This window comes from Ensifer adhaerens, assembly GCF_002940685.1.
In the GTDB taxonomy this organism is placed as follows: Bacteria; Pseudomonadota; Alphaproteobacteria; order Rhizobiales; family Rhizobiaceae; genus Ensifer; species Ensifer adhaerens_E.
In genome coordinates this window covers 522027-544175 of the sequence record NZ_PNFP01000003.1, presented here as the reverse complement: position 1 = coordinate 544175, position 22149 = coordinate 522027, and the positions used below count along the sequence as shown (strand labels likewise).

At 61.5% G+C, this 22149-nt stretch carries 21 protein-coding genes and 2 pseudogenes; 13 read left to right on the top strand and 10 right to left on the bottom strand.

Annotated features, from left to right (window positions below):
* Window positions 1-138: helix-turn-helix domain-containing protein (locus C1A35_RS08590; RefSeq protein WP_158665023.1), on the bottom strand; the 138-nt coding region annotated here is incomplete at its 3' end.
* A gap of 283 nt (window positions 139-421) precedes the next feature.
* Here C1A35_RS08590 and C1A35_RS08585 point away from each other — a divergent pair.
* The 3 genes from C1A35_RS08585 to iolG all read left to right on the top strand — a co-directional run bounded on the left by C1A35_RS08585 (window position 422) and on the right by iolG (window position 3609).
* Window positions 422-1471, top strand: a complete 1050-nt coding sequence (locus C1A35_RS08585; protein WP_158665022.1) for a LacI family DNA-binding transcriptional regulator — start codon at window positions 422-424, stop codon at window positions 1469-1471.
* A gap of 130 nt (window positions 1472-1601) precedes the next feature.
* Window positions 1602-2618 (top strand): Gfo/Idh/MocA family protein, encoded by a 1017-nt coding sequence (locus tag C1A35_RS08580; RefSeq protein WP_158665021.1) that lies wholly within the window; start codon window positions 1602-1604, stop codon window positions 2616-2618.
* Between the two features lies 1 nt (window position 2619).
* The gene (iolG, locus tag C1A35_RS08575) at window positions 2620-3609 is read left to right on the top strand and encodes an inositol 2-dehydrogenase (RefSeq protein WP_104663906.1); all 990 of its coding nucleotides are present in this window, start codon (window positions 2620-2622) and stop codon (window positions 3607-3609) included.
* A gap of 57 nt (window positions 3610-3666) precedes the next feature.
* On the opposite strand, the gene C1A35_RS08570 is transcribed toward iolG, so the two are convergent.
* The 3 genes from C1A35_RS08570 to C1A35_RS08560 form a co-directional block, all read right to left on the bottom strand.
* On the bottom strand, window positions 3667-4662 hold the full coding sequence (locus C1A35_RS08570) for a LacI family DNA-binding transcriptional regulator (RefSeq protein WP_104663905.1): 996 nt from the start codon (window positions 4660-4662) through the stop codon (window positions 3667-3669).
* A 101-nt stretch (window positions 4663-4763) separates the two neighbouring features.
* Window positions 4764-5711, bottom strand: coding sequence for a sugar phosphate isomerase/epimerase family protein (locus C1A35_RS08565; protein WP_104663904.1), 948 nt, complete (start codon window positions 5709-5711; stop codon window positions 4764-4766).
* 25 nt (window positions 5712-5736) lie between these two features.
* The gene (locus tag C1A35_RS08560) at window positions 5737-6912 is read right to left on the bottom strand and encodes a Gfo/Idh/MocA family protein (RefSeq protein WP_104663903.1); all 1176 of its coding nucleotides are present in this window, start codon (window positions 6910-6912) and stop codon (window positions 5737-5739) included.
* Window positions 6913-7159: 247 nt separating this feature from the next.
* Between C1A35_RS08560 and C1A35_RS08555 the strand changes: the two genes are divergently transcribed.
* From C1A35_RS08555 to C1A35_RS08540, 4 genes and pseudogenes are all read left to right on the top strand, one after another.
* The gene (locus C1A35_RS08555; RefSeq protein ID WP_104663902.1) at window positions 7160-8098 is read left to right on the top strand and encodes a sugar ABC transporter substrate-binding protein; all 939 of its coding nucleotides are present in this window, start codon (window positions 7160-7162) and stop codon (window positions 8096-8098) included.
* 256 nt (window positions 8099-8354) lie between these two features.
* Complete coding sequence (locus C1A35_RS08550; RefSeq protein WP_104663944.1) at window positions 8355-9941, top strand: Re/Si-specific NAD(P)(+) transhydrogenase subunit alpha; 1587 nt, start codon at window positions 8355-8357, stop codon at window positions 9939-9941.
* Window positions 9942-9959: 18 nt separating this feature from the next.
* Window positions 9960-11393 carry an NAD(P)(+) transhydrogenase (Re/Si-specific) subunit beta gene (locus C1A35_RS08545; protein WP_104663901.1) on the top strand — a complete coding sequence of 478 codons (1434 nt, stop codon included), beginning with the start codon at window positions 9960-9962 and terminating at the stop codon, window positions 11391-11393.
* Between the two features lie 186 nt (window positions 11394-11579).
* Window positions 11580-11750 (top strand): annotated as a pseudogene (locus tag C1A35_RS08540) (type II toxin-antitoxin system VapC family toxin); the annotation flags it as partial.
* A 132-nt stretch (window positions 11751-11882) separates the two neighbouring features.
* On the opposite strand, the gene C1A35_RS08535 reads toward C1A35_RS08540, so the two are convergent.
* The 5 genes from C1A35_RS08535 to C1A35_RS08515 all read right to left on the bottom strand — a co-directional run bounded on the left by C1A35_RS08535 (window position 11883) and on the right by C1A35_RS08515 (window position 15921).
* Window positions 11883-12293, bottom strand: a complete 411-nt coding sequence (locus tag C1A35_RS08535; RefSeq protein ID WP_104663900.1) for a type II toxin-antitoxin system VapC family toxin — start codon at window positions 12291-12293, stop codon at window positions 11883-11885.
* Window positions 12290-12523, bottom strand: coding sequence for an AbrB/MazE/SpoVT family DNA-binding domain-containing protein (locus C1A35_RS08530; RefSeq protein ID WP_104663899.1), 234 nt, complete (start codon window positions 12521-12523; stop codon window positions 12290-12292). Before C1A35_RS08530 ends, C1A35_RS08535 begins: the two co-directional genes overlap by 4 nt.
* A 150-nt stretch (window positions 12524-12673) precedes the next feature.
* Window positions 12674-13627, bottom strand: coding sequence for an isoaspartyl peptidase/L-asparaginase family protein (locus tag C1A35_RS08525; protein ID WP_104663898.1), 954 nt, complete (start codon window positions 13625-13627; stop codon window positions 12674-12676).
* Window positions 13628-13695: 68 nt separating this feature from the next.
* A complete protein-coding gene (locus tag C1A35_RS08520; protein WP_104663897.1) occupies window positions 13696-15276 on the bottom strand; it encodes an ABC transporter substrate-binding protein in 1581 nt (526 codons plus the stop codon).
* A gap of 72 nt (window positions 15277-15348) precedes the next feature.
* Window positions 15349-15921 carry a MarR family winged helix-turn-helix transcriptional regulator gene (locus C1A35_RS08515; protein ID WP_104663896.1) on the bottom strand — a complete coding sequence of 191 codons (573 nt, stop codon included), beginning with the start codon at window positions 15919-15921 and terminating at the stop codon, window positions 15349-15351.
* A gap of 177 nt (window positions 15922-16098) precedes the next feature.
* On the opposite strand from C1A35_RS08515, the gene C1A35_RS08510 reads away from it, so the two are divergent.
* From C1A35_RS08510 to C1A35_RS08485, 6 genes and pseudogenes are all read left to right on the top strand, one after another.
* The gene (locus C1A35_RS08510; protein ID WP_104663895.1) at window positions 16099-16800 is read left to right on the top strand and encodes a creatininase family protein; all 702 of its coding nucleotides are present in this window, start codon (window positions 16099-16101) and stop codon (window positions 16798-16800) included.
* A 47-nt stretch (window positions 16801-16847) separates the two neighbouring features.
* Window positions 16848-17819: an ABC transporter permease gene (locus tag C1A35_RS08505; protein WP_104663894.1), complete on the top strand. Its 972-nt coding sequence runs from the start codon at window positions 16848-16850 to the stop codon at window positions 17817-17819.
* A 1-nt stretch (window position 17820) separates the two neighbouring features.
* On the top strand, window positions 17821-18720 hold the full coding sequence (locus tag C1A35_RS08500) for an ABC transporter permease (RefSeq protein ID WP_104663893.1): 900 nt from the start codon (window positions 17821-17823) through the stop codon (window positions 18718-18720).
* Window positions 18717-20423, top strand: coding sequence for a dipeptide ABC transporter ATP-binding protein (locus C1A35_RS08495; RefSeq protein WP_104663892.1), 1707 nt, complete (start codon window positions 18717-18719; stop codon window positions 20421-20423). The genes C1A35_RS08500 and C1A35_RS08495 overlap by 4 nt, the downstream gene beginning before the upstream one ends.
* 78 nt (window positions 20424-20501) lie before the next feature.
* Complete coding sequence (locus C1A35_RS08490) at window positions 20502-20810, top strand: type II toxin-antitoxin system RelB/DinJ family antitoxin (RefSeq protein ID WP_104663891.1); 309 nt, start codon at window positions 20502-20504, stop codon at window positions 20808-20810.
* Window positions 20807-21096: pseudogene (locus tag C1A35_RS08485) on the top strand (type II toxin-antitoxin system RelE/ParE family toxin). The gene C1A35_RS08490 and the pseudogene C1A35_RS08485 overlap by 4 nt, the downstream one beginning before the upstream one ends.
* A 197-nt stretch (window positions 21097-21293) precedes the next feature.
* Here C1A35_RS08485 and C1A35_RS08480 read toward each other — a convergent pair.
* A complete protein-coding gene (locus tag C1A35_RS08480; RefSeq protein WP_104663890.1) occupies window positions 21294-22148 on the bottom strand; it encodes an intradiol ring-cleavage dioxygenase in 855 nt (284 codons plus the stop codon).
* Window position 22149 lies beyond the last annotated feature (1 nt).

Below are 22149 nucleotides of genomic sequence, written 5' to 3'. Positions count from 1 at the left end.
GCGCCGGATCTCACGATAGATCGTCGATCGATGACGACCAAGTTCGCGCGCCATTTCTTTGATCGGCAGTTTGCGTTGGACAACGTGGAAGAGGCGGCGTCGATCGGCCAGATTCATCTGCGAATAGCGTCGGGACATGCCAAAATCTCCGAGAGGAAACCATTGAAATCATTGGCATGTCGCACTTCGAATTAGAATGTACCCTTTGTGCGTTTAGGATCGCATAATGTATCGTTCGGAACGAGCGACTTCCTTTTGCCACCCAACAAGATTTGGCGACAGCATCTGTGATTGAAGTAGGCCCGGCGTGGTCCAGTCGCACAGCCTCAGAACCAGTTGATTGAATTCAATCAAAGCGGCAATGTTCGCCAAGGGCGCCGCGAAGGGAAGATGCGCGGCGTTCGGCGGGGTGGAGGCGAACATGGTGTCGAAAGGGCAGGGGAAGCGGGTCACGATCTCAGACGTTGCGAGACGGGCGGGGGTCGGGACCGCGAGCGTCGACCGGGTCATCAATGATCGCGGCAACGTCAGTGAAGACGTCAGCAAGCGTGTGTTGCAGGCGGCCAAGGAACTCGGTTTGCGGCGGCTGCTGCCGCAGGCACATCGGCGGCTGATCCGCATTGACGTGATCCTCGCCCGGCCTGAATTGCCGCTGATTGCCCGGATGGGTTTCGAGTTCCGCCGGATCTCAACGACGCTTGATCGGTCGATCGTCATTCACAGGACCGTGCTGGAAGACGAGCGGCCGGAAACGTTGGCGAAAGCACTTGCAAAGACAAGCTGTGATGCCGTCGTTTCCTATATGCAGGATCATCCGGTCGTGCATGCGGCCGTCGAAGATCTGAGCGCGCGGGGCATTCCCGTGGTCACGGTCATTTCCGATGTCCCAGGCTCGGCGCGCATCGGCTATGCGGGGACAGACCACTGCAGGGCCGGGCGCTCGGCAGGCTATTTCATCAGCCGGATGACCGGAGCCCCGGGCGCGATCATCGTTCTATGCAACCATCTCGGCTTTCAATCCCATGCCGACCGCGTGCGCGGTCTCACCCAGTTCCTGGAGGAACGGGCGCCAAGCTGGCATGTGGCGAAGATCGTGCAGGGCGGTGATGACAGGGTTCGCTCGGAACTGCAATTGCTCGAAGCTTTTCGAGCACATCCGAGTGCTGTCGCGATCTACAATGTCGGCGCCGGAAACATCGGGGTCGCCCGCGCGATCCGCGCCGATGTCCTTCATCGCCGACCGGTGTTCGTCGGTCACGAGCTGACACGCAACACGGCCGCCTTCCTGAGGGAAGGCTTGATGTCGCTGACCATTGATCAGAGCCCCGAACTGCAGGTCCGGCTCGCCGTCAACATCCTGCTTCGCCATTTCGATTTCTTCGGCGGTGAGCAGGCGGCCTTTCCGCATGAAACCGAAGTGCCGATCGTGCTCTATGGACCGGAGAACCTGCCCAATCCGCTTCCTTTCTGAAGGGCTGATCGGTTGATGGTTTTCAATCAGCCGCGCGTTTGTCCGTCGACCGGTGTCGCGTCATGTTTCCCGGGTCGAAGGCCGCTTCCAACACGGTTGGATGCAAGGTTCCTCAGGGAAGGAAACAACCATGAACAATTTTACTGCCCCTGTTCGATGGGGCATCCTCGGCGCCGCGCGAATTGCCGACGGCGCCATCATTCCGGGCCTCGTCAAGAGCGCCTGGTGTGAACCTGTGGCGATCGGCGCGCGCAGCAAGGAGCGCGCGCATGCCATGGCGGCTAAGCACGGTATCGCACGTGCCTATGGCAGCTATGAAGAGGTGCTTGCCGATGCGGATGTAGAGGCGGTCTACATTGCCCTGCCGAACCATCTGCACGTCGAGTGGACCCGCAAGGCGGCGGACGCCGGCAAGCACGTGCTTTGCGAAAAGCCGGCAGCGATGCGGGCCAAGGATCTCGATCTGCTCGAAGGCATAGATCCGGCGCTGAAGATATCCGAGGCCTTTATGGTCAGACAGCAGCCGCGCTGGATCAGGCTTCGCGAGATCCTGGCTTCCGAGGACTACGGCAAGCCACTTTCTTTCTCTTCGCTGCTTTCCTTCATGATGACGAACGAGGCCGATTTCCGCCAGAAACCGGAGTTCGGCGGCGGCGCGTACTACGATCTCGGTTGCTATACCGCGATGACCGCGCGTTACGTCTTCGGAGCGGAGCCGAAGCGCGTTTTCGCAGCGACTGAGAACAATGCCGGCGGCATCGACATGTTTACTTCGGTGATCCTCGACTTCGGCAGCGGCCGCCATGCGACCTTCATGGTCTCGCTCGCCCAGGCCTCCTCGCAGTCGATCCAGATCGTCTGCGAGCGCGCCTTCATATCGCTGCCTCAGGCCTATGTTCCCTCGCGCGTCAGCCCCAACACGATCGCGATCGATACGTCCGCCGACCACGCCAATTCCGACATCCACACGCTCCAGTTCCCGCCGCTCGACCAATACGAGGAAGAGGTCACCAACTTTTCCCGGGCGATCCGCGGCGAGGATGTTGCCTATTTTGACATGAAGGATGCGCGCGCCAACGCCGCCGTCGCAGATGCCGTATTTGCTTCGGCAAAGAGCGGCGCCTGGGTTGATGTGAAAGGATACTGAGATGACCATACAGCTAGCCCTTGTCGGCGCCGGACGTATTGCGAAAGTGCATGCCAAGGCCATTGCCGCCAGCCCGGACGCGAAACTCGTTGCAGTTGCGGATGCGCTGCCGGCTGCGGCAGAAGCCCTTGCACTTGAGACAGGCAGCAGGGCGTCGGACGCGGATGCAATCGCCGCCGACACCGCAGTGGACGCGGTTCTGATCTGCACGCCGACCGATACCCATGCCGACCTCATCGAAAAGTTCGCGAAGGCCGGAAAACATGTGTTCTGCGAGAAGCCGGTCGATCTGGACATAGGCCGCGCCGAAGAAGTCGTGTCGATCGCGAAGAAGGCCGGCGTGAAACTGATGCTCGGCTTCAACCGGCGCTACGACCCGAACTTTGCCGGCGTGCGCGCAGCCATCGACGAAGGCCGCATCGGCGCCGTCGAGATGGTGACGATCACCTCGCGAGATCCAGGAGCGCCCGACATTTCCTATGCCGCGCGCTCAGGCGGAATTTTCCGCGACATGACGATCCATGACCTCGACATGGCCCGCTTCATGCTGGGGGAGGAGCCGGTTGTCGTTTCCGCCCACGCCTCGGTGCTCGTGAAGCCGGAGCTGAAAGAGATCGGTGACTGCGACAGCGCGACGGTTATCCTCGAGACCGCGTCCGGCAAGCAGGCCGTCATCACAAATTCGCGCCGCGCCACCTATGGCTATGACCAAAGAGTTGAGGTGCACGGCTCGCTGGGTGTCGCGCGGGCCGAGAACCACCACGAGAACACGGTCGTTATCGGCGGTGCGGAGGGGTATCGCAGCGCGCCGCTGCAGAACTTCTTCATGACCCGCTACACCGCTTCCTACGCAGGCGAGATTGCGGAGTTCATTTCTGCCCTGAATCAGGGCCGAGAGCCGGCGACGACCGGTGAGGATGGCGTGATGGCGCTGAAGCTCGCCAATGCCTGTGTGGAGTCCGTGAGGACCGGCAAGCGCGTTGCGATTTGAGGCACGTGCGATCGGAATTGGGAGGCGCGCCGAACCAGACGCGCCTTCTTACAAGTGTCAGACTTCCGCGCCCGAGGAACGCCGGGTGATCAGTTCCGGTGCGATGACGATGTTGCGGATCGGTGCCGCCTGATCGTTGAGCCGCGTGGTCAGTGTCTCGACAGCCGCGGCAACCATTTCGGGCACTTTCTGGCGGACGGTTGTCAGCGAAATCGGTTCAGACGCGGCCATCGGAATGTCGTCGAAGCCGACGACGGCCACTTCGTCCGGTACGCGGAAACCGTGCCAGGCGAGGCGGCTGATGGCGCCAAGTGCGATGAGATCGTTGGCGGCGAAGATCGCCGTCGGGCGGTCCTTGCGTGCCATTAGGGTGTCCGTGGCCGTGCTGCCGGCATCGACGTTGTATCGACCTTCGACGATGTTCGGCTTCACGCCGTGCTCCTGCATGACCTTGCGGTAGGTGTCTGCACGGCGCTGCGCACCCGCGCCCGGGCCGCCGGTGATGTGGGCAATGTCGCGATGGCCAAGCTTCAGCAGGAATTCCGTGGCGAGCCTTGCACCCAGCGCGTCATCGGAGCTGATGCTCTCGACCTTTTCGGATTTCAGATCGCGGCCGATATAGACGGTCGGCAGCAGCTTTGAGACCGCTACGATCTCGTCTCGCTCTGCCGGCGCGCCGATCAGGACAAGGCCAGCGATGCGTTGGTCGATGAAGGCGCGAATGGTGCTGGTCGTGCCGCTGACGGCAAGCATGGCGAAATAGCCCGCATCCCTCAGCGTCCTGTCGCATTCGCGCGCAAGCATTGCCTCGTAGGGGTTGAGTACGTCACCGACGACGAGACCGATCGACCGGCTTTGACGACTGGCGAGCGTCTGGGCAGCAAGGTTCGGCGTGTAATTGAGGTCTGCGGCGGTCGCAAGGATATGGGCCTTGGTATCGTCCTTGACGCCCGGGTCGTTCCTCAGCGCACGCGAGGCCTGCGAACGAGAGACGCCGGCGGCCTTGGCGACGTCTTCCAGTGTAATTCCGGTTCGGGCGGGAAAGTCCTTCATGCCTTCCTATAAAAAGCGTCCAGTTGAAACGCGCAAGCGGCGATTTTGGTGTCTCAGGGACGCCAGCCGGAAATCGGTCCGGCTGGCCGATCTTGCCGCTGTTAGGGCCCGTTCTTTTCAGACTGCTCGATGCAGAAGCGAAGGGTTGTGGCGGAGGTGGCAACCGCCTCCAGTGCTGGCAAGGAATAGTCCTCGTTCTCGATGCTGATGACGTCGTCGTAGCCGACCCGTTGCAGCGCCTTGACGATGTCGAGCCAGCCGTGGACAGCGGTTCCATGGCCGAGCGAGACGAAATTCCAGGAGCGTCCCTCGACCGGTGTCACGTGCTTGGGATCAAGCAGGCCGTCGATACGAGCCCGTTGCTCGATGCGGGAATCCTTGCCGTGCACGTGGTAGATGCTGTCGCCGAGCGCTGCGATCGCCGACAGCGGATCGCCGCCCATCCAGATGAGATGGCTCGGGTCGAAATTGACGCCGACCGTCGGCCCGACGGCATCGCGGAGACGGAAGAAGCTTTCCGTGTTGTAGACGCACTGCCGGCCATGATGCTCGACGCAGACGCGTTTGCCCTTCGCTTCCGCAGCCTTGGCGAAAGGTTTCCAGAAAGGCAGAACACGCTCGTTCCACTGCCAATCCAACATTTCCATCGCTTCCAACGGCCAGGACGACGTGATCCAATTTGGATGCCGGTCGTCGGGGCCGCCGGCCGGCAGGCCGGACATCATGACGATACGCTCGACCCCGAGAAGGATCGCCAGTTCAAGCGTGTCATAGGCAAGTTTTGTGTCGGCCGGACCGATCTTGCCCGGATGGAGCTGGTTGCCCGAGCAGTTCAGCGCCGAGATTTCGAGGCCGCGCTCAGCCAACATGCCCTTGAAGCGGTCGCGGGATGCGCCACGGGCGAGCAAGTCGGCAATGTCGACATGCGGTGCGCTCGACCAGCCGCCGAGTCCGAATTCGACGTGAGTTAGGCCGAGACCGGCGACCTGGTCCAGGCACTGGGCGAGGGGAAGGGCACCAAAGCCGTCTGTATTCAGACCAATTTTCATCGTTCACTCCGTTGGCCACGCGTCATCAGGCGGCTCTGTGCCTGACCGTGGCGGGATGGTTGGTGCCGGCGGCCTGCTGGATCGCATCGAGGATTTCCGCAGCACGCAAACCATCGAGAATGGAGCCGTTCGTCATCGGGCGGCCTTTGGCGATTGCCTCCAGGAACTCGTGGATCATGAACCCGAAGACCTCGGCATATCCGATGGCGACGCCGTCATGCGGTACAGGCAGCAGCCCGGCGAAGGGCAACGTCGGATTGTTCGCCACGATCGCGAAGGGGGACTGGCCGGAGCCGTCGAAACGCGCAATCTCGTAGTGGGCGGGGGTGCGTGAAGAGTAGCGGACGGTACCCTTGGTGCCGGTGATCGCGATCGACAGGCTGTTGCCCATGCCGACGGCGACGCGGCTTGCGAGGAAGGTCCCCTGGCAGCCGTTCTGAAAGCGAAGCAGTGCCGACATCACGTCGTCGTTGTCGACGCGACGGCTCTCGTTGCTGAGCTCCACGTGATTGTGCCCGATGCTGGCGCCAGCCGGAAGAAAGCGCTGCTTGATCGAAATCGTGGCGATGGCGCCGGCAATTTCCTCGACTTCGCCGCACAGGAAGCGCGCGACGTCGACAGCATGCGTGCCGATATCGAGAAGGGCGCCGGGACCGGCGCGGTCGCGCTCGTAGCGCCAGCTGTGCGGCAGATCAGGATCGGCGGCATATTCGCTTTCGTACTGGACGAGGGCATTGACCAGATCGCCGATCTCTCCGCTCTCAATCAAGCGCTTTATGGCCGCGACGGCCGGAATGCGGCGGTAGTTGAACACCGTCGCCGAAACGGTGTGGGCGGCTTTTGAAGCTTCGTAGATCCTGGCTGCGGTTACCGCGTCGAGCGCCAGGGGTTTCTCGCAAATGACGTGCTTTCCTGCGGCAAGCGCTGCGAGGGTCACTTCGGCGTGCAGAAAGTTCGGAAGGCAGATGCTGACGATGCCGATGTCCGGATCGGCAAGCACGGCCTTCCATTCGGAGGCGATCGTTTCAAATCCCCAGGTCGCCGCCATCGTAGTGGCAAGTTCGCTGTTTGCGTCGCAAACCGATTTCAGGCGCACCCCCTTAATCGTATTTGAGAAGCGTTCGATGGCGACTTTGTAGCCGAAAGCGTGAGCCGCGCCGATCATGCCGGCGCCGATCACCGCGATTGCGGATCCTGTCATGCGTTCCTCCCGTTCAAAATCCGTGATGCTCGATCTATGAGAGCGCTCCCGTAATGTCAACGATACCGAATGAATGATGCCGGCACACGAAAACGATGATTGAATTCAATCAAACTTGCACCGAACACATCGCTGGGCCGGAATCTTGGATTGACAGTATGGGAGCGCTCTCAATAATGGATCGTATGAGGGCAGAGGAGCTCTCGACTAAGGCGAGCCGGGCACCCGGCGACTTGAGGAGGAACAAATGAAGTCTCTACTGGCCGGACTGTTGCTGTCGACCACTTTGATGACGACGGCGAATGCCACAAACATCGGCGTCGCGATGTCGAACTTCGACGACAATTTCCTGACGATCCTGCGTCTTTCGATGCAGAAGGCGGTCGAGGGCAAATCTGACATCGAGCTGCAGTTTGAGGACGCGCAGACCGATATCGGCAAGCAACTCGATCAGGTCAACAACTTCGTCGCTCAAGGGGTCGATGCCATCATCGTCAACCCGGTGGATGCCTCGGCCACGCAGCCAATCACTGCCGCCGCGACGGCTGCCGGCATCCCCCTCATTTACGTGAACCGCCAGCCCGTGGAGAAGCTTCCCGAGAGCGGGGTGAGCTTCGTCGGCAGCAATGAATATGAAGCGGGCACCTTGCAGATGACCGAGGTTTGCCGGCTTCTCGGCGGCAAGGGCAAGGTCAACATCATCATGGGTGACCTTGCCTATGAAGCAGCCCGGGTGCGCACCCAGGCGGCAGAGGATGTGCTGAAGAAGCCTGAGTGCTCGGGCATCACGGTTGCCGAGAAGCAAGCCGGCAAATGGACGCGCATCTCGGGCACCGACCTCGTCACGAATTGGCTGAGCGCCGGCATGGACGTCAACGCGATCATTGCCAATAACGACGAGATGGCACTCGGCGCCGTTCAGGCTCTGAAGGGCGTGAACAAGGAACTTGGTGCCGGGGAAGGCAAGATCGTCGTCGGCGGCATCGATGCCACCCAGGACGCGATGAAGGCCATGAAGTCTGGAGACCTTGCCGTTTCCGTGTTCCAGGACGCGGCCGGGCAGGGCAAGGGGGCCGTGGAAACGGCTCTCAAGATGATTGCGAAGGAGCCGGTGGAACAGAATGTCTGGATCCCGTTCGAGCTTGTCACGCCCGCAAACTTAAGCAGCTACGAAAGCCGCAACTGACCCTCCTCCCAGGGTGCAGCACGAGCGGCACGGGACGAAAATCGTCGCCGTGCCGCGTCGTTCTCTGAGCCTGCCGCTGACTTCCGGGGCACGCCCGCCGAATAAAATCGTTTAGGGGAAACTAAAAAACGACAGAAATGGACGGATTCGCGGCAAGCCGTACTGGACAGTACTCTCCAGGTCTGCATGTTCTGCGGTTGCATTTGTTGAGGGACATAGGCGTTGCGTCGGCGGGAGAGGACAGACGAGCATGGCGATTAAAATTGGTGCGCCGCGGGAGAGAACCGCGAGTGAGGCGCGCGTGGCACTGACACCGGACAGCGCGGTTCAGCTTGCCAAACTTGGCTATGGCAGCATCATTGAAACGGGCGCCGGCGTTGCGGCCGGTTTTCCCGATGACGCCTATCGAGCCGCAGGGGTCGAGGTGGCCCCGTCGGCGGAGGCGCTCTGGGCTTCTTCAGACGTGATCGTGAAGGTGCGGCCACCGCAGCATGCCGAGATCGCGCATTTGTCTGCGGAAAAGACGCTGATCTCGTTCTTCTATCCCGGCCAGAATGCGGAGTTGCTGGACCTTGCCAATGCGAAGGGCGCCAACGTCATCGCCATGGACATGGTGCCGCGCATCAGCCGCGCCCAGAAGATGGATGCGCTGTCGTCGATGGCCAATATCGCCGGCTACCGCGCGGTGATCGAGGCCGGCAACAATTTCGGCCGGTTCTTCACCGGCCAGGTGACGGCGGCCGGCAAGGTGCCGCCGGCGAAGGTGCTGGTGATCGGTGCGGGCGTCGCCGGTCTTGCGGCGATCGGCGTTGCCACCTCGCTTGGCGCGCAGACCTATGCCTTCGACGTTCGCCCTGAGGTCGCCGAGCAGATCGAAAGCATGGGCGCCGAATTCGTCTATCTCGATTTCGCCGATGGTGAGGGGGGCGCTCAGCAGGATGGTGCTGCCACCGGGGGCTATGCCGCCCCCTCCTCGCCGGAGTTTCGCGAAAAGCAGCTCGCAAAGTTCCGCGAGCTTGCGCCTCAGATCGACATCGTCATCACCACGGCGCTGATCCCGGGCCGCGATGCGCCAAAGCTCTGGCTTGCCGACATGGTAGCGGCAATGAAGCCCGGATCGGTGGTGGTCGACTTGGCGGCCGAGCGCGGTGGCAATTGCGATCTCACCGTTGCCGATCAGCGCATTGTCTCTGACAACGGCATCATCGTTATCGGCTATACCGATTTCCCGAGCCGCATGGCCGCGCAGGCATCGACGCTCTATGCCACCAACATCCGCCATATGCTGACCGACCTGACGCCTGGCAAGGATGGCAAGCTCGTGCACAACATGGAGGACGACGTCATTCGCGGTGCGACCGTCACCTTCGCGGGCGACATCACCTATCCGCCGCCACCACCGAAAGTCGCGGCGATTGCGGCGCAGAAACCAAAGGAGAAGGTGAAGGAGCCGACGCCGGAGGAAAAGCGCGCCTCAGAGGCCGCAACCTTCAAGGCTCAAACGAAGAACCAGCTCGCGCTTCTCGCCGTCGGCACGGCGCTGCTGCTTCTCGTCGGCGCCTTTGCGCCGCCGGCCTTCATGGGCCACTTCGTCGTCTTCGTGCTCGCCTGCTTCGTCGGCTTCCAGGTTATCTGGAACGTCTCGCATTCGCTGCACACCCCGCTGATGGCCGTCACCAATGCGGTCTCGGGCATCGTCATTCTCGGCGCGCTCTTGCAGATCGGGTCGGGCAACTGGCTGGTGGTGCTGCTTGCCGCGCTCTCGGTGCTGATCGCCACCATCAACATCGTCGGCGGCTTCCTCGTCACGCGGCGCATGCTCGCCATGTTCCAGAAATCCTGATCGGGCAGAGGTATCACTATGATGATCGGTATCGTATCGGCCGCCTACATCGCGGCAGCCGTTCTCTTCATCCTCTCGCTCGGCGGGCTTTCGGGCCAGGAAAGCGCCAAGCGCGCGGTCTGGTACGGCATGACCGGCATGGCACTCGCCATTGTCGCCACGGTCTTCGGGCCTGACGTCGGCAACTGGTTCATCATCGTCCTGATGATTGCGGGCGGCGCCGTGCTCGGCCACTTCGTCGCCTCCCGCGTCCAGATGACCGAGATGCCGCAACTGGTCGCAGCGTTGCACTCCTTCGTCGGTCTTGCCGCCGTGTTCATCGGCTTCAACGCCCATATCGAAGCGGCTGACGTTGCCGGTCTCGATGCGGCGGCCCGCTCGGCACTGACCGGCTTTGCCGCGATCCTTGCGCACAAGGAACCGGTGGAACTGTCGATCATGAAGGTCGAGGTGTTTCTCGGTGTCTTCATCGGCGCCGTCACCTTCACCGGCTCCGTCATCGCCTTCGGCAAGCTTGCCGGCAAGGTCGACGGCAAGGCAAAGAAGCTGCCGGGTGGTCATATGCTCAATGCCGGTGCGGCGCTTCTTTCGCTCGTGCTCCTGGTGCTCTACGTCAACGGCGCCGGCACCTGGACGTTGCTCGTCATGACGCTCGCCGCCTTCTTCATCGGTTACCACCTGATCATGGGCATCGGCGGCGCCGACATGCCGGTGGTGGTGTCGATGCTGAACAGCTACTCCGGCTGGGCGGCGGCCGCCATCGGTTTTACGCTCGGCAACGACCTGTTGATCGTCACCGGTGCGCTCGTCGGCTCGTCGGGTGCGATCCTCTCCTACATCATGTGCAAGGCGATGAACCGCTCGTTCCTGTCGGTCATCCTCGGTGGCTTCGGGGCAACCACGGGTCCGGCAATGGAAATCACCGGCGAGCAGATCGCCATCGATGCCGATGGCGTGGCTGCAGCCCTCAACGATGCGGACTCGGTGATCATCGTGCCGGGCTACGGCATGGCGGTGGCACAGGCACAGCAGTCGGTCTCCGAGCTTACCCGCAAGCTGCGGGCGGCTGGCAAGAACGTGCGCTTCGCCATTCATCCGGTTGCCGGGCGTCTGCCGGGTCACATGAACGTGTTGCTTGCCGAGGCGAAAGTTCCCTACGATATCGTACTGGAGATGGACGAGATCAACGAAGACTTCCACGAAACGGACGTCGTCATCGTCATCGGCTCTAACGACATCGTCAATCCGGCCGCCCAGGAGGATCCGAACTCGCCGATATCAGGCATGCCGGTGTTGGAAGTCTGGAAGGCCAAGCAGGTGTTCGTCTCCAAGCGTGGCCAGGGTACCGGCTACTCCGGCATCGAAAACCCGCTCTTCTTCAAGGACAACACCCGCATGTTCTACGGCGACGCCAAGAAGAGCATTGATCAATTGCTGCCGGCGCTGGCCTGACGCGTCCTTTGAAATCCGCGATCCCATCGAGTGTGGTGGGATCGCGAGTTCGATTCCTTTCAAGGCGAAGGATGAGCCAGCATGTCGAAGCAGGGTTTTCCCGAACGCTCATTGAGCCGGCTCCTCCATCGCGATCTCGTGCGCTACACCGCTTGCCGTCACCAACGTCTTTCGAAAAATCTCCACCAAATCGCGGTGGAATGGGGTCGCATCGCCGCAATCCGCCCCCGCGGCGATATTGACGGGTTGATCGCCGCGACCGCGATCGTCCACGACCTCATCCTCGTTACACGCAACGTCAAGGATTTCGAAGACACAGGTGCTTCCGTAATCAGCCCTTGGGAGACGTCGGCGTGAGCCGCTGGGCGCCGGCCACCACTGTACGGCGGCATTCACCGTGCCCATTCGACGGAAATACCGGGTTCTTGTTTAGACCTCTGAAGTTGCATAATGTATCGACGGGAACTGAGCCTCCCATACGCAGCTTCATCAGGTAGGCAAGTTCGGCGCAATCAGCGTCAACGTTGGGAAATAGGTGCGATAACGGCCGACGTCGCGCGTGAGTAGCGGATATCCGCTGACCGCCGCGTGCGCACCGATGAAGAAATCAGGGAGTACCCCTGTCCGCGTTCCGCCTGCTTTGCGATATCGTGTGAAAACCTTGCTTGCAAGAAAGAGGGCCTCCCGCGGTACCGCCGCCAGCTCCAACCCCGCTTGATCAAGGAAACCGTCAAGGTCTTCGATCCGATCGTAACGGACGGCGAGTTCGGCGTAGACGATATCGTTGATCCAGAGTGCTCCCCCGAGGCTTGCGGCTTCCAGCTGCGCTATCGACCAATCGGCCCAAGTTTGATCATCGGTAACGACGTCGAGAAGGACATTCGTGTCTACGAGTATCAAGGCTCGCCACGCGTAAGCGCCATGATCGCGTCAGTGTCGAGGCCCTTGCCCGCATGCCCTCGTAGTTTCGCGAAGCGGCTGGGCGGCTGCTTTTTCGCAGCATGGACGAGGACAACGCTTCCATCGGGAGTGCGTCGGAAGTCTATCTTGCTTCCAGGCACGATACCCAAGAGATCGCGCACCGGTTTGGGAATTGTGATTTGCCCCTTGGCTGTAACTGTCGTTGTCATGGTCGGACCGGTGTAAGGAATGATTTATCGAAGGTATTACTTTTTCTCACGGGTTTCAAGGAATTGGGTTGTCAGTTCACTTCCCTTCAAGGCGAGCATGGGAAGCATCCGGACCGCCAGTTTCCGGTCATCGAGTGGAGTGCGGGACAGTCAATCGCCGGACAACGCTATGACCTCTGCATGCGAGGCGACATAGAAATCGCCTTTTTCGGTGACCCAGCCACGGAACATGCCGTCCGTATTGTAGGGAGCGGCGACAGTGCCGTCGGCGCCGACGGCGACCAGGCCGGCGCCGATTTGATGGGGCTTCATGTCCTCGATGATGACTTTCTCGCTGGCCGTCCGGACATCCTCGCCGAGATAGGCGACGCGCGCGGCGACCTCATGGCCAACGACATGGCGGATGAAGAACTCGCCCTTGCCGGTGCCGGAGACGGCGCAGACGCCGTCACGCGCATAAGTGCCCGCGCCAATGACGGGGCTGTCGCCGATCCGCCCTTCGGGCTTGTTGTTGTACCCGCCGGTCGAGGTTGCGGCGGCCAGGTGGCCATGCTGATCAAGTGCTACCGCGCCCACCGTCCCGTGCTTTTCCGACTCACTGGCGGCAATCTGGGTGCCGGCGGCAACATGCGCCTTCATCGCTGCCAGCGCCTGTTTGCGCCGCTCGGTGGTGAAATAGGCCTGCTCCTCCACTGCCAATCCCTTGACCTCGGCAAAACGATCCGCTGCGGGGCCGGCGAGCATGACCATGTCGCCGTTTTCGAGGACGGCGCGTGCTGCAAGCACCGGATTGCGGATACGGCGTGAAGCGCAGATCGCACCGGCGGCCAGCGTCTTTCCGTCCATGATCGACGCATCCAGTTCATGGATGGCGTTCTCGTTGAGTGCCGCACCATGTCCGGCGTTAAAATGCGGGCTGTCTTCCATGACGACGACGGCCGCCTGCACCGCGTCGATGGCGTTTCCGCCGCGTTCCAGGACAGCGAAGCCGGCCTTCAGCGCGCGCCCGAGGTCGCGGCGGGCCGCAATCCACTCGGCCTCGCTGAGGTCAAGCTTGGCCATCACGCCGCAGCCTCCATGGATGGCGAGGGCGAATTTCGTCATGGGACTCTCCGATTTCTACGAGAAAGGGCACCGGCCTTTGACCGGTGCCCCAAGAGCAAGTTGGCTAATCACTGCTTGGGATGGACATCCATGGCCAGCGTGTCCTCGTCCGAGCGCGGATCGTAGGTCACCGTGTCAGCCTTGGCGCCCCAGGCCGAGAGGTTTGTGGCGAGCGGCAGGTCGGGCCGGTCGCTTGCCACCAGCAGGTTCGCATCCTCAAGCATGGTGCGGCGCTTACCCTCATCCATCTCGACAGCAGCGCCCTCGATCAGCTTGTCCATTTGCGGGTTGGAGTAGCCGCGCACGTTGAAAGCGCCAAGCGACTTGGCCGCGTCGTTGCTGTGCATCAGGGATGACAGCATGTAGTTGGCTTCACCCGTGAGCGTGCCCCAGGAGGCCATGTAGAGCGAATATTCGCCACGCGTCTTGGCAGGATTGAACACAGCGGCCGGCACGCCCTGTACATCGACAGTCACATTGATCGCCGCCAGCATCTGAGCCACAGTCGGGCCAAGCTCAGTCGGCATCCGGTCGTTTGCATAGCTGAGGGCAACCTTGAAGCCATCCGGGTATCCGGCCTCGGCCATCAATTTGCGCGCCTTCTCGACGTCGAAGGCCGGCGCAGCGATCGTCTTGTTGTAGCCGAAGATGTTGGGGCTGACGAGCTGTGTGGAGACGACGCCCATGCCCTCGAGCGCAAATTCAACGATGGTTTCACGGTCAAGCGCCAAGTCGAAGGCCTCACGCACCTTCGCATAGAGGAAGGGGTTCTTGTCGAGCTTCTTGCCACCATTGTCCCATACCTGCGGGGAGTCCGCGCGGAAGTCGAACTCCAGGTAGGGAATGTAGATCGATTCCGTCTTGATCACCTGCAGCGCGGAATCGGACTCGATGCTGGCGAGATCGGTCGCCGGCACCTTGGAAATAAGATCGACCTGGCCGGCTTTCAGCTGGGCGACGCGGGCAGCGTCGTTCGGGATTTCCTTGCGCACCACCTTGTCCCAGGGCTGTGGGCCGTCCCAGTAGCCGTCGAATTTCTCCAGCACCAGGTCCTGCGTCGGCGCCCAGCTGACGAACTTGTAGGGCCCGGTGCCAATTGTCGCCTTGCCGGTGTTGAAGCCTTCGGCGGAACTGTCCTTGGTCGAGTAGTCGGCCGCGGCCTTTTGGGAAACGACGAACAGGCGAATGAAATCGTTAGGCAGCGTGGGCGCGGGGCCGTTGGTCGTCACGCGCACCGTGTAGTCGTCGACGATTTCGACGCTGGCCACGCGCCGCACGTAAATCGTCGAGGGGTTCGGCCCGGTGACGTTGGGGATGCGCTCGATGGAGAATTTTACGTCCTTGGCGGTGAAGTCGGAGCCGTCATGGAACTTCACGCCCTGCCGCAGCTTGAACTCCCAGGTCGTGTCGTCCAGCGCCTGCCAGCTGGTGGCCAGCGACGGCTGGATCTCAAGTTTGTTGCCGGAGCGCAGGAGCGTGTCGAAGATATGCTTGGTCGCCTCGGCATTGGCCGACGTCGCAGTGAAGTGCGGATCCATGGAGGCTGGGCCGTTCTTCGTCGCGATCACCAGGTCGGCGGCAAGTGCTGCGGCGGGTGAGGACAGGATGGTGGCCACGAGGGCCGCGCGGAGTATGGATCTTTTTGGCATTGAGTTCCTCTCTCATTGTAATTTGGTTGGTGCGGACGTGGCCGTTCGACCTCGAACCGATCTTCTCGCTGATCACAGGTCCCCGTCCGGTTGGTCGCCATCGATCATTTGCGGCCATTGTCCCGATGCAGTGACGAGCTTGGTCAGAATTTCGGACAAGTTCAGCCGCTCGGCGGGGCTGAGGCAATCCAGCATGCGCCGCTCGTGCTCGATCATCATGCCCTTGGTGGCGTCCACTGCTTCCCGGCCCTTTTCGGTCAGAGCGAGCGTGATGCGGCGCTGATCGTCAGGGTCGGTCTGGCGATCGATCATGCCCAATCGTGTCAACTTGTTTGCGGCGCGGCTCAGCGTGTTCTTCGGGAAGCCGGAAGAGCGCACGACATCGGTCATCGTCGAGCTTCCGCCCAGATGGAGCGACCACAGCACCACGAAGTCGGGCCGCAGCAGGCCCAACTGCTGCTGAATGTAGCCGTAGACCGGGTTGTTGAAATGAAGAGCCAGAAAGTTCAGCCGGTACGAGAACCAGCAGGGATTGTCCCAAAGCTTCGCATGCATGAGGGCGTCGATCTTTGTGTCGGGCGTGACCAGGGGTTCCTCCCGGCCGGCCCGTCCCTCAAACAGTGCCTGACGCATCGCCTCGTCCATGCCGCCATCCCGTCCAAAACAGATATTAATCTCAAATGGAACCTTATTTGGCGTAAAACCCTTGCGTCAACCGTAATTTTTGATCCATAAAGAACTAATTCAGGAAGAGGCTTCCCAATTGATGACCAGGACGGGCGACGTCTTGAGGGTGTGGCCGAGCAGCGAGAAGGACGGACTATGCGCATTCAGGACATGCATTGGAGCCAGGTGGAGGCGCGGGTGAAGGAGGATGATCGTTGCGTTCTGCCGGTTGGCTCCATCGAGCAGCACGCTTACCTCAGTCTCGCCACCGACATGATCCTGGCCGAGCGTGTCTCCGTAGAAGCGGCCGCGCCGCTCGGGGTGCCGGTCTTCCCCTGCCTGCCTTATGGCATGGCTTCAGGTTTTGCCGATTTCCCTGGCACGGTGACCCTGTCGCTGCGCACCTATATCGGCGTGTTCGAGGACATGCTCGACAGCCTTTATCGGTCCGGCTTCCGACGCATCCTCATCGTCAACGGGCATGGCGGCAACACGCCGGTCAATCCGGTGATCAGCGAATGGCTGAACCGCAACCGTGACTGCTCGGTAAAGCTGCATGATTGGTGGCGTGCGCCGAAGACCATGGCCAAGGTGCTGGAGATCGACCCCGCTGCCTCGCATGCGAGCTGGATGGAGAATTTCCCCTGGACCCGTCTGGAGGGTGCGCCGATCCCGAATTTCCAGAAGGAACGGATCGACTTTGCCGCCGCCGCGCGCGTCGATGCCGGCCGCAAGCGCGAGCGTATTGCCGAAGGCAACTACCACGGCGTCTTCCAACGGCCCGACGCGGAGATGCTGGCGATCTGGCAGGTGGGCGTCGAGGAGACGCGCCACGAGATCGAGCACGGCTGGCACTGAAACCTCGGGGGCGTCCAGCTCCCTTATGCATCCACCCAGAGGAAGACATGGCATCCTTTATTTTTCGCAGGTTGGGACAGGCGTTCTTCGTGCTGTTGATCATGTCCATGCTCGTCTTCATGGGCGTCTACGTCATCGGAAATCCGGTTGACGTTCTGATCTCGCCCGACGTGACGCAGGAAATGCGCCAGCAGGTCATCGCGCAGTACGGGCTCGACCTGCCCCTGTGGGAGCAGTATTTCCAGTTCCTGCAGCGCTTGCTGACGGGCGACCTCGGGCGATCCTTCGTCTTCAACATGCCGGTCGTCACGCTGATCGGGCAGCGCCTGCCGGCGACGCTGGAGTTGACACTGATCGCGGTGCTGTTTGCTTCCGTGATCGGCATTCCGCTCGGAGTCTATGCCGGCTACAAGCCCGACAGTCTGCTCTCCAAGGCCATCATGGCGGTGTCGATCCTGGGCTTTTCGGTGCCGACCTTCTGGATCGGTTTGATGCTGATCATGGTTTTCGCCGTGCAGTTCGGCATTCTTCCAGCCGGCGGGCGCGGGCAGACGGCGGATCTGTTCGGTATTCCGTTTTCCTTTCTTACCTTGGACGGCTGGTCGCATCTCATCCTACCGGCCCTCAACCTGTCGCTGTTCAAGCTGTCGATGATGTGCCGACTGGCTGCCTCCGGCACGCGCGAGGTGATGCTGACCGACACGGTCAAGTTCGCGCGCGCCGCCGGCATTTCCGAGGGAACCATCCTGCGCCGACATGTGCTCAAGCTGATCGCGATCCCTCTGGTCACCGTGTTCGGACTGGAGCTCGGCTCGACGCTTGCCTTTGCGCTCGTCACCGAAACGATCTTCAGCTGGCCCGGGCTTGGCAAGCTGATCGTCGATTCCATCACCTCGCTCGACAGGCCCGTTATGGTCGCCTACCTGATGCTGGTCTCGGCCCTGTTCGTGGTGATCAATCTATGCGTGGATCTCGCCTATGCGTTGCTTGATCCACGCCTGCGGCAGGGGAGGCGCTGATATGTCGATGGAAGCCAGTGCGGTAAGATCCGTCTCGCCGCTCGCCGAGTTCTGGCACATGTTCCGCCGCAACAAGGTTGCGGTCGCCGCCCTTGCGGTGGTGGTCGCCATCATCCTTGTGGCGATCTTCGCGGCGTTCCTCGTGCCGCAGGATCCCTACGACCTCAAGGCGCTGGTGCTGCGCGATGCCCGCCGCCCGCCGGGCTATGTCGGGTCCACCGGCATCACGCATTTGCTGGGCACGGACAGTCAAGGGCGCGACCTGCTTTCGGCCATCGTCTACGGCCTGCGCATTTCCCTGCAGATGGGTCTGGTGGCCGGTGCCATAGCCTTCTCGATCGGGGCAGTGGTCGGGTGTTTTGCCGCCTATGTTGGCGGACGCACGGAGTCCGTCATCATGCGCATCGTTGACATCCAGCTTTCCTTCCCGGCGATCCTGCTTGCCTTTGTCGTGGCAGCGATCCTCGGTCAGGGTAAGTCGCAGCTGATCCTCGCCCTCGTCTTTGCCCAATACGCCTATTTCGTGCGAACAGCCCACGGTGCGGCAGCGGCCGAGCGCCAGAAGGACTATGTACAGGCGGCCCTTTCCGTGCCGATGAGCGGCTGGTTCGTCATCACCCGTCACATTCTGCCGAACTCGTTGCCGCCGCTTATCGTGGTCGCCACGGTGCAGATCGCCTCCGCCATATCCCTGGAAGCAACCCTTTCCTTCCTGGGCGTCGGCCTGCCGCCGACGGAACCGTCGCTCGGCATGCTGATCGCCAACGGTTTCCAGTACCTCATGTCCGGCCGTTACTGGATCGCGATCTATCCAGGCGTCGCACTGATCGTCCTGATCATGGCGATCAACCTGGTCGGCGACCAGATCCGGGACCAGCTCAATCCGAGGCTGCGCAAATGAATGATCTTCTGGATGTCCGCAATCTGCGGACCTATTTCGAAACCGACAAAGGCACCGTCAAGTCGGTGGACGACATCTCCTTCACGCTGAAGCGTGGAGAAGTCATGGGGCTGGTCGGGGAAAGCGGCTCGGGCAAGTCGATTACCGGCTTCTCCCTGATCGGCCTGCTGGACGAGACCGGTCGCATCCAGCAGGGCAGTTCCATCCGTTTCAACGGACGCGAGCTGGTCGGCCTCCATGAAAGGGCGCTGCGCAAGATACGGGGCAAGGACATCTCCATGGTGTTTCAGGACCCGATGATGACGCTGAACCCGGTGGTCAGGATCATCGATCAGATAGGCATGGCACTTCGTGCACACGAGAAGGTATCGGATGCCGACATACGCCGCCGCGCGGTCGAGGCGCTGGCGAGGGTCAAGATCGTCGATCCGGAAAGCAAGGTGGACCAGTATCCGCACGAGTTCTCCGGTGGCATGCGGCAGCGGGTCGCCATTGCCATCGCTCTTCTCCATCGTCCGCAGCTCGTGATCGCCGACGAGCCGACCACCGCGCTCGATGTCTCGGTACAGGCCGAGATCTTGCACATGGTGAAAGCGCTGGTCGCCGAGATCGGAATATCCCTGATCTGGGTCAGCCACGACCTGGCCACCGTCTCCTCGATCGCCGACACCATTGCGGTTATGCGGCGCGGCAAGATCGTCGAGCAGGGGTCTGCGCGGCAGGTCCTGTACAGTCCGCAGCATCCCTATACGCAAGGTTTGCTGGACGCGTTGCCGTCACGTTCGAAGCCAGGCGAGCCGCTGGCGTCCGCTGCGACCGAGGCAGCCGGCTCGACGGATCTGAGCGGGCTTGGCGGCGCTGCCATCGGGGCTGCAGCCGATACCGCCTTCTTGCGGGCGGAGGCGGTCGGAAAGATCTTTGCCCCGCGCATCGGTTACCTGCGGGCGCTCGCCACGCGCTGGGGGCTGGCGCGAGACGTCCGTCCGGTCCATGCGGTGATATCCGCAGACCTCACCATCGCCCGCGGCGAGATCCTCGGCCTGGTCGGGGAATCCGGCTCCGGCAAGTCTACGCTCGGACGCATACTGTGCGGCATCTATGCGCCGACGTCAGGCACGATCAGCGTCGGTGGCAAGCCCGTGCGCTCGGCGACGGGCAAGCTCGGCACCCACGTACAGATGATCTTCCAGGATCCATTCGCCTCGCTGGATCCTCGTCGTACGATCTTCCAGTCGGTGGCCGAAGGGCCGATCGCGCACGGTTTCTGCACACGTGCCGGTGCCCGCGACTACGTCAACAGGTGGCTCCGTGCCGTCGCCTTCGATCCGGCGATGGCGGATCGCTATCCGCACCAGTTCTCGGGCGGTCAACGTCAGCGCATTGCAATCGCCCGGGCGCTTGCAATGCAGCCCGAGGTCATTGTCTGCGACGAACCCGTCGCCTCCCTCGATGTATCGATCCAGGCGCAGGTCATCAATCTATTGATGGAGTTGCGCCACAAACTTAACATCACACTTCTATTCATCAGCCACGATCTGTCCGTCGTCCATCATCTGTGCGACCGCGTGGTGGTGATGCGTCACGGGCAGATCGTGGAACAGGGAACTGCGGCCCAAATCTTCACCGCGCCCCAGCATTCCTATACACAGATGCTCCTCGACGCCGTTCCGATGTTAGAGACCCAGCCGCAAGGAGTTCGCTGAGCGTCAGGAACGTCCTGATCCTCGCTGGATTCCGTCATGCAATCGCATTGCATTGATTTTCAGTGAAGGAGATTGGTGATGGTTTCGAATGCGCTCGTTCAAACGCGAATTGATCCCGATATTCGGGACCGTGCTACTGCAGTCCTGCAGAACATGGGTTTAACGGTTTCGGATGCCGTGCGCATACTTTTAACTCGGACGGCGAACGAAGGCTCGCTTCCACTGGAATTGGTCGGTAGCACTGAGGCTCACTATGCCTGGTTTCGCGCCAGGGTGTTGCAGGCTCTTGAGGACACGCGACCCGACACTGAGGATGCCGACGCTGAAGCTCGCTTCCGCGAGCGCCGAAAGGCGGCCGCGCGTAAAGCAGGAGCGGGCGACCGATGAGGCTTGTCTGGGCGCAGTATGCGCTTGGCGATCGCGACGCTATCTTCAGCTACATCGAAAGTGAGAACCCAAATGCGGCGGTGTACGTCGACGAGGAAATCGCGCGCGCCGTTCGGCGCCTCCTAGATTTCCCCGAAAGCGGCAGGCCTGGGCGCGTTGAGGGAACGCGCGAGTGATTACACGCACGCCATACATCGTAGCTTACATGCTGATGGCGGACCGGATCCGCATTCTTCGTATTTTGCACGGAGCTCAGATTTGGCCCTTCGAGTTTGGCGACGAGTAATCGCCCACCGTCTGCGGTTCGAATCTCTTCAAGGCGAGGGATCGGAGACATGCGGACTGGGCGGCATGTTGCCGGCATTCTGCGAATCCTACCCCGCGCGCAGATATGGCCCCTTTGAACTAGGCGACGAGTGATTCCAATGCCGTTTCTCTTGGCGGACGACGTTCGAATCCGATGAGGGCGCTCGTAGTTAACCCCTACCTTCTGTTGCCGGCGCCCTCCGCTATCATGACGAAATCGAAATCAGCCTGCCACAGTGTCGCGCCGTCGATACGACGAAAGTCTGCGATCAGCGACGACTTCACGCCGAAGACTGTGTCCGAGCCGAGGTATGCATCGCCACTAGTGAAAATGTGGGTGACGATCTTGTTGTGTCGCGGCGCGGTGACCAGAAAATGCATGTGGGCGGGGCGATAGGGGTGACGGTCGAGCGTTGCCAGCAGATCCCCGACCGGGCCGTCATCGGGGATGGGATAGCTGACGGGCTTGATGCCGACGAAGCTGTAGACGCCGTCGGCGCCCGTGACGAAGCGGCCGCGGTTGTTCCATTGGGGCTGGATGCCCGGTTGCTGCACATCATAGAAGCCATCGGCGTTGTCAGACCAGACGTCGATCGTTGCCCCTTCGATCGGCTGGCCGTCCAGGTCGACCACCCGGCCATGAAACAGGCAGCTTTCTCCCTTGCCGTCGAGGCTGATGCTGTCGCCCATGGCCCGGATCGGGGCGTCGGCGACATGGAACGGGCCAAGGACGGTATTTTCCGTGGCGCCCTCGGGGCGCCGGTTGCCGATGGCGTCAACCAGCATCGAGACGCCAAGCACGTCGCTAAGCAGTATGAACTCCTGCCGCGTCTCGGTGCAGACGTGACCAGTGCGGGTGAGGAAATCGATGGCCTTTTCCCATTCGTCCTGGGTCAGTTCCACATCTTTGACGAAGTCGTGCAGATGGCGGACGAGGCTCGCGATCACCTGACGCGCCCGCGGCGTGGCGCCTCGTCCGATGCAGCGGTTGACGGTCTCGGCCGAGCCTTTCTCGGTGAAATAGATGCTCATC

What these genes read in the sequence shown, in the direction of transcription:
- C1A35_RS08585 (WP_158665022.1), top strand. Translation starts at nt 422, where the DNA reads ATGGTGTCGAAAGGGCAGGGGAAGCGGGTCACGATCTCAGACGTTGCG.
- C1A35_RS08580 (WP_158665021.1), top strand. Translation starts at nt 1,602, where the DNA reads ATGAACAATTTTACTGCCCCTGTTCGATGGGGCATCCTCGGCGCCGCG.
- iolG (WP_104663906.1), top strand. Translation starts at nt 2,620, where the DNA reads ATGACCATACAGCTAGCCCTTGTCGGCGCCGGACGTATTGCGAAAGTG.
- C1A35_RS08570 (WP_104663905.1), bottom strand. Translation starts at nt 4,662, where the DNA reads ATGAAGGACTTTCCCGCCCGAACCGGAATTACACTGGAAGACGTCGCC.
- C1A35_RS08565 (WP_104663904.1), bottom strand. Translation starts at nt 5,711, where the DNA reads ATGAAAATTGGTCTGAATACAGACGGCTTTGGTGCCCTTCCCCTCGCC.
- C1A35_RS08560 (WP_104663903.1), bottom strand. Translation starts at nt 6,912, where the DNA reads ATGACAGGATCCGCAATCGCGGTGATCGGCGCCGGCATGATCGGCGCG.
- C1A35_RS08555 (WP_104663902.1), top strand. Translation starts at nt 7,160, where the DNA reads ATGAAGTCTCTACTGGCCGGACTGTTGCTGTCGACCACTTTGATGACG.
- C1A35_RS08545 (WP_104663901.1), top strand. Translation starts at nt 9,960, where the DNA reads ATGATGATCGGTATCGTATCGGCCGCCTACATCGCGGCAGCCGTTCTC.
- C1A35_RS08530 (WP_104663899.1), bottom strand. Translation starts at nt 12,523, where the DNA reads ATGACAACGACAGTTACAGCCAAGGGGCAAATCACAATTCCCAAACCG.
- C1A35_RS08525 (WP_104663898.1), bottom strand. Translation starts at nt 13,627, where the DNA reads ATGACGAAATTCGCCCTCGCCATCCATGGAGGCTGCGGCGTGATGGCC.
- C1A35_RS08520 (WP_104663897.1), bottom strand. Translation starts at nt 15,276, where the DNA reads ATGCCAAAAAGATCCATACTCCGCGCGGCCCTCGTGGCCACCATCCTG.
- C1A35_RS08515 (WP_104663896.1), bottom strand. Translation starts at nt 15,921, where the DNA reads ATGGACGAGGCGATGCGTCAGGCACTGTTTGAGGGACGGGCCGGCCGG.
- C1A35_RS08510 (WP_104663895.1), top strand. Translation starts at nt 16,099, where the DNA reads ATGCGCATTCAGGACATGCATTGGAGCCAGGTGGAGGCGCGGGTGAAG.
- C1A35_RS08505 (WP_104663894.1), top strand. Translation starts at nt 16,848, where the DNA reads ATGGCATCCTTTATTTTTCGCAGGTTGGGACAGGCGTTCTTCGTGCTG.
- C1A35_RS08500 (WP_104663893.1), top strand. Translation starts at nt 17,821, where the DNA reads ATGTCGATGGAAGCCAGTGCGGTAAGATCCGTCTCGCCGCTCGCCGAG.
- C1A35_RS08495 (WP_104663892.1), top strand. Translation starts at nt 18,717, where the DNA reads ATGAATGATCTTCTGGATGTCCGCAATCTGCGGACCTATTTCGAAACC.
- C1A35_RS08490 (WP_104663891.1), top strand. Translation starts at nt 20,502, where the DNA reads ATGGTTTCGAATGCGCTCGTTCAAACGCGAATTGATCCCGATATTCGG.
- C1A35_RS08480 (WP_104663890.1), bottom strand. Translation starts at nt 22,148, where the DNA reads ATGAGCATCTATTTCACCGAGAAAGGCTCGGCCGAGACCGTCAACCGC.